This window comes from Phormidium pseudopriestleyi FRX01, from assembly GCF_017313335.1.
Taxonomy (GTDB): Bacteria; Cyanobacteriota; Cyanobacteriia; order Cyanobacteriales; family Laspinemataceae; genus Laspinema; species Laspinema pseudopriestleyi.
Genome location: NZ_JAFLQW010000019.1, coordinates 1 through 4,472, shown reverse-complemented (window position 1 = coordinate 4,472; position 4,472 = coordinate 1). Strand labels below are relative to the sequence as shown.

9 protein-coding genes are annotated in these 4,472 nt (G+C 47.6%); 6 read left to right on the top strand and 3 right to left on the bottom strand.

All coding sequences use genetic code 11. The features are described 5' to 3' along the window. Positions 1-110: 110 nt before the first annotated feature. From J0895_RS00745 to ndhC, 3 genes are read right to left on the bottom strand one after another with little or no spacing between them, the layout of a single operon-like run. The gene (locus J0895_RS00745; RefSeq protein WP_207086237.1) at positions 111-635 is read right to left on the bottom strand and encodes an NAD(P)H-quinone oxidoreductase subunit J; all 525 of its coding nucleotides are present in this window, start codon (positions 633-635) and stop codon (positions 111-113) included. Continuing rightward, complete coding sequence (locus tag J0895_RS00740) at positions 628-1,365, bottom strand: NADH dehydrogenase subunit K (protein ID WP_207086236.1); 738 nt, start codon at positions 1,363-1,365, stop codon at positions 628-630. The genes J0895_RS00745 and J0895_RS00740 overlap by 8 nt, the downstream gene beginning before the upstream one ends. Next, positions 1,356-1,718 carry a photosynthetic/respiratory NAD(P)H-quinone oxidoreductase subunit C gene (ndhC, locus tag J0895_RS00735; protein ID WP_207086235.1) on the bottom strand — a complete coding sequence of 121 codons (363 nt, stop codon included), beginning with the start codon at positions 1,716-1,718 and terminating at the stop codon, positions 1,356-1,358. Before ndhC ends, J0895_RS00740 begins: the two co-directional genes overlap by 10 nt. Positions 1,719-1,965: 247 nt before the next feature. On the opposite strand from ndhC, the gene J0895_RS00730 reads away from it, so the two are divergent. The 6 genes from J0895_RS00730 (at position 1,966) to J0895_RS00705 (ending at position 4,349) form a co-directional block, all read left to right on the top strand. Next, the gene (locus tag J0895_RS00730) at positions 1,966-2,331 is read left to right on the top strand and encodes a rubredoxin (protein ID WP_340643419.1); all 366 of its coding nucleotides are present in this window, start codon (positions 1,966-1,968) and stop codon (positions 2,329-2,331) included. Between the two features lie 135 nt (positions 2,332-2,466). Further along, positions 2,467-3,471: a photosynthesis system II assembly factor Ycf48 gene (locus J0895_RS00725; RefSeq protein ID WP_207086234.1), complete on the top strand. Its 1,005-nt coding sequence runs from the start codon at positions 2,467-2,469 to the stop codon at positions 3,469-3,471. Positions 3,472-3,611: 140 nt separating this feature from the next. Beyond that, a complete protein-coding gene (psbE, locus tag J0895_RS00720) occupies positions 3,612-3,863 on the top strand; it encodes a cytochrome b559 subunit alpha (RefSeq protein ID WP_207086233.1) in 252 nt (83 codons plus the stop codon). 24 nt (positions 3,864-3,887) lie between these two features. Then, the gene (gene psbF, locus J0895_RS00715; protein WP_207086232.1) at positions 3,888-4,022 is read left to right on the top strand and encodes a cytochrome b559 subunit beta; all 135 of its coding nucleotides are present in this window, start codon (positions 3,888-3,890) and stop codon (positions 4,020-4,022) included. A 15-nt stretch (positions 4,023-4,037) separates the two neighbouring features. After that, positions 4,038-4,160 (top strand): photosystem II reaction center protein PsbL, encoded by a 123-nt coding sequence (gene psbL / locus J0895_RS00710; RefSeq protein ID WP_207086231.1) that lies wholly within the window; start codon positions 4,038-4,040, stop codon positions 4,158-4,160. Positions 4,161-4,229: 69 nt separating this feature from the next. Next, positions 4,230-4,349, top strand: coding sequence for a photosystem II reaction center protein J (locus J0895_RS00705; protein WP_207086230.1), 120 nt, complete (start codon positions 4,230-4,232; stop codon positions 4,347-4,349). Positions 4,350-4,472: the final 123 nt, after the last annotated feature.

Here is a 4,472-nt window from a genome sequence, read left to right as displayed (position 1 = left end):
CACACAGAACAATGATATCAATAAGCCGATCGCCTCAGAGTAACCCATAAAAAAATACCCTCCTTGTTCAAAAGGAGGGCATTTTTATCCTGGAAATACTTTCCCAAAACTTAATAAGCGTCTTGCAACTCGTAAAATTCTGGGGAAATATAATCCTTCCGTAACGGCCAACCAATCCAATCTTCCGGCATCAAAATCCGTTTTAAATTCGGATGTCCTTCATAAACAATGCCGTACATATCATAGGTTTCCCGTTCCTGGAAATCGGCGGCTTTCCAGATCCAATAGACCGATGGCACCGTCGGATTTTCTCTGGGTAAGAACACTTTAATCCGAACTTCATCCGGGCGATCGGCATTGTCCGTGACCTTAATTAAGTGATACATACTCACCAATTCTTGTCCCGGACCTGGGTCGTAACCGCACTGACATGGGAGATAATTAAATCCATAGGCATAGAGTGCCGTGGATAACGGAATCAAAAATTGGGCATCAACCTTGAGGATTTCTACCCCCAAATGATCCGGTTCTAAAGCTTCATGTTGAAAGCCATTTTCAGTCAACCATTTAGAAACTTTCCCCGTGGGGACAATTTTCTCTTCAGAACCTTGGCTTTCTTTCTGCTCTTCAGGCACGTTTTTCCTCCTTCTTCTGACTCGCTTTGAGGGCGGGGGGAACCGGCATACCGATCGCCTCGGTTAACTCCTTCGGTGGAGTTTGGCGCGTCGCCGACGCCAAATAAGTCCCCGTCAGAATCGGGTCAACCGCCTTCATATTGTGCTGGCGAGTGTAGAACCGATGGGATTGCTGAATCTGACCCCGTTCTTGGATCGCATCATTGGAGATTTTCTTGCGAAGTTTGATGATCGCATCGATCACCGCTTCGGGACGGGGAGGACATCCCGGCATATAGACATCCACCGGAATCAGTTTATCCACTCCACGCACTGCGGTGGGTGAATCTGCCGAAAACATTCCGCCAGTAATGGTGCAAGCGCCCATTGCGATCACATATTTCGGTTCCGGCATTTGCTCATACAGACGCACCAAAATCGGTGCATATTTCATGGTAATCGTGCCTGCGGTAATGATTAAGTCCGCTTGACGGGGGCTGGAACGGGGGACCAACCCGAAGCGATCGAAGTCAAACCGGGACCCGATTAAGGCTGCAAATTCGATGAAACAGCAGGCAGTGCCGTACATCAGGGGCCACAAGCTAGAGAGTCTAGCCCAGTTGTGGAGGTCATCAACGGTGGTGAGGATGACATTTTCAGAGAGTTCCTGAGTGACTGAGGGTCTGGCGATCGGGTTGATGAGCCGCCCTTCACTCAGATTTTGGGGAGTTGAATTAGATTTTATGACCATTCTAAGGCTCCTTTACGCCATGCATACACGAGAGCAATCACAAGGATTGTGATAAAAATTAGGGCTTCAATAAAAGCCAAGACTCCGAGTCGGTGGAATGCGACAGCCCAGGGATACAGAAAGACGGTCTCCACATCAAAGACCACAAAGACCAGGGCAAACATATAGTAGCGGATATTAAACTGGATCCAGGCCCCGCCAATGGGTTCGACGCCGGATTCATAAGTGGTTCGCCGTTCAGGAGAGGTAGCTTTGGGTCTGACTAATCTCGATACACTGAGGGCCAGGATCGGGACTAGGCTGCAAGCTAACAGGAAACCCAGGAGATATTCGTAGCCGGGGAGGACAAACACAATAAGTAACTCTAGCCAGATAGGACTTGTACGACTGGTTTACATTTTTACATAATTGTGGAGGCAGCCGCTAAGAGAACTGTTCGCCTCACTGGGGTCCACCCAGAGCCAAGTCTTTGGGATTTCAATGAACGGGAGAGAAAGGGGCGTGGAGCCAGGGTAGAGGGCGATCGCGAAGAATTGCAGCGGTAAGGGTTATGAATGGAAAGCGGTTCACTACTATGTCATAATCTTTAACATCGTTTTAATGTTTCGACCTTCCCATCCTTTGAGTGCAATGGACACTGAAGAAGCAGTTCAACCTCAAGAACTAGATCAGTATGAATGCCGCTCATGCGGCTACGTTTATGAACCCGAGAAGGGAGATGGCCGTAAAATTGCTCCTGAAACAGCGTTTACGGAAGTACCTCTGACTTGGCGCTGCCCGGTTTGTGGGGCAAAACCCACACAATTTAGCAACATTGGACCGAAAGGGACGGCCTCGGGGTTTAAGGAAAATTATGGCTTTGGGTTTGGGGCCAATACCCTGACGGGAGCACAGAAAAATGTCTTGATTTTTAGCGCATTGGCACTAGGATTCATCTTTTTTCTGAGTTTGTACAGTTTACGCTAAGGACCAACTCGGCTGAACCCCTCAACCCAAGCTAAAAGCAGCCGCTAACTGCCGAGGCGATCGCCTGATCCTAAAATTTCGGGGTTTGGGTGTTACGCCCGTTCATGATTGAGAAATAGATAAATTTTGAAGGTGATGGACTCCATCTTAAAAAGTTTGAAACGAATTGTTACATTGCTGGCGGTTGTCCTACTCTGTGTCAGTTGCAGCAAGGTCCCCTCTGTAAGTTACAACCCTTGGAATGTCGTCCCTTTACCCACAGAAGCTAACCTCAATGACATTAGCTTTACCGATGACCTCCAGCATGGATGGTTAGTGGGCAGTGAAGCGACTCTGCTGGAAACGGCAGATGGTGGCAAAACCTGGGAACTCAAGCAGTTAGGGTTGGATGACGAACGTTCTCGCCTGAATTCGGTCAGTTTTGCTGGGTCAGAAGGATGGATCGTCGGTGAACCTTCAATTTTGCTGCATACTACAGATACGGGAGATTCTTGGGAACAAATTCCACTCAGCGACAAGCTCCCGGGTAGTCCTTTAACCATTGTTGCGCTGGGTTCCAAGTCAGCGGAGATGACCACTAATGTTGGGGCGATCTATCGCACCGAAGATGGTGGAAGAACCTGGAAGGCAATGGTAGAAGAGGCGGTTGGGGTGATTAGAAATCTCGATCGCTCCCCTGATGGGAAATATATCGCTGTTTCTGCTAAGGGAAACTTTTTCTCAATGTGGGAACCGGGTCAAAGTGCCTGGGCCCCTCATAATCGCAACAGTTCCCGACGCATCCAAAATATGGGATTTGCCGCTGATGGTCGTCTGTGGATGTTGGCCCGTGGGGGTCAGTTGCAATTTAGCACCCCAGATGATCCGGAAAACTGGGACGAAGCTATTTATCCTGAGTTGTCCACAAGCTGGGGACTGTTGGATTTAGCTTATCGGACCTCGGATGAATTGTGGATTGGCGGTGGCAGTGGCAATTTACTGCGGAGTACCGATGGTGGGATTACCTGGGAAAAAGACCGGGATGTAGAAGATGTGCCTTCTAATTTTTACAAGGTCCTGTTCCTGAATGAAGAGACGGGTTTTGCGATCGGTCAGCAGGGAATTTTGCTGAAATATGAAGGGGCCTCGGAAGCCGCCTAAGTTTAGGCCCTCAATTTCTAGGACGATAATCAGGCGATCGCAAGAGTTTTAGGATTTTATTCCCTGAACTTGCTTGTGATGGTTTCTGAAGTTTTGTATCATAGATTAAGATTTTGCACGTTGTTACAGGAGGAATCTGAATGTCTACAGGATCGACAGGAGAGCGTCCGTTTGCTGATATTGTTACCAGCATTCGCTATTGGGTAATTCACAGCCTGACCATTCCTGCGCTATTTATCGCCGGTTGGCTGTTTGTCAGCACTGGGTTAGCCTACGATGCGTTTGGCACCCCTCGTCCGAACGAATATTTCAGCCAAGAACGCTTGGAAGTGCCGATCGTTCAGGACCGCTTTAATGCGAAAGAACAGATTAACGACTTGCTCATTAAGTAAATAAATTTCAGGAGGTAGTCAATCATGACGACAAATCGTTCAAACGAGCCCATTTCTTATCCAATTTTTACCGTTCGCTGGCTGGCTGTTCATACCCTAGCTGTTCCTACGGTATTCTTCTTGGGTGCGATCGCGGCAATGCAGTTCATTCAACGATAAGTTTAGGAGAAGCCAATGCCAGCACGTAGTTCTAATCCCAACAAACAGCCTGTTGAACTTAACCGGACTTCCCTCTACTTGGGTTTACTTCTGGTTTTTGTTCTCGGGATTCTGTTTTCCAGTTATTTCTTCAACTAACTGGTAACGTTTGTCTAGTTTGAGTTGATTTAACCAAATCCGTAATTTTTTAATGGGGAGGCAAGTTTAATGTCTGGAGAAACAAGAATTCCTTTGTGGATTATCGGGACGATCGCCGGGATGGGTGTCCTCACGGTTGTAGGTCTGTTCTTCTATGGATCCTACGTTGGTGTAGGTTCCTCCATGTAGATTTCGGTCCTATTTATTCAAGAGTTGATGCTAGATTTTGGATAAAAACTCCTGAGTTAACCTCTAACCTCTAACCATCCGGAATAAAAATGCCGCCCACTTTACAGCAGGCGGTATTTTTAT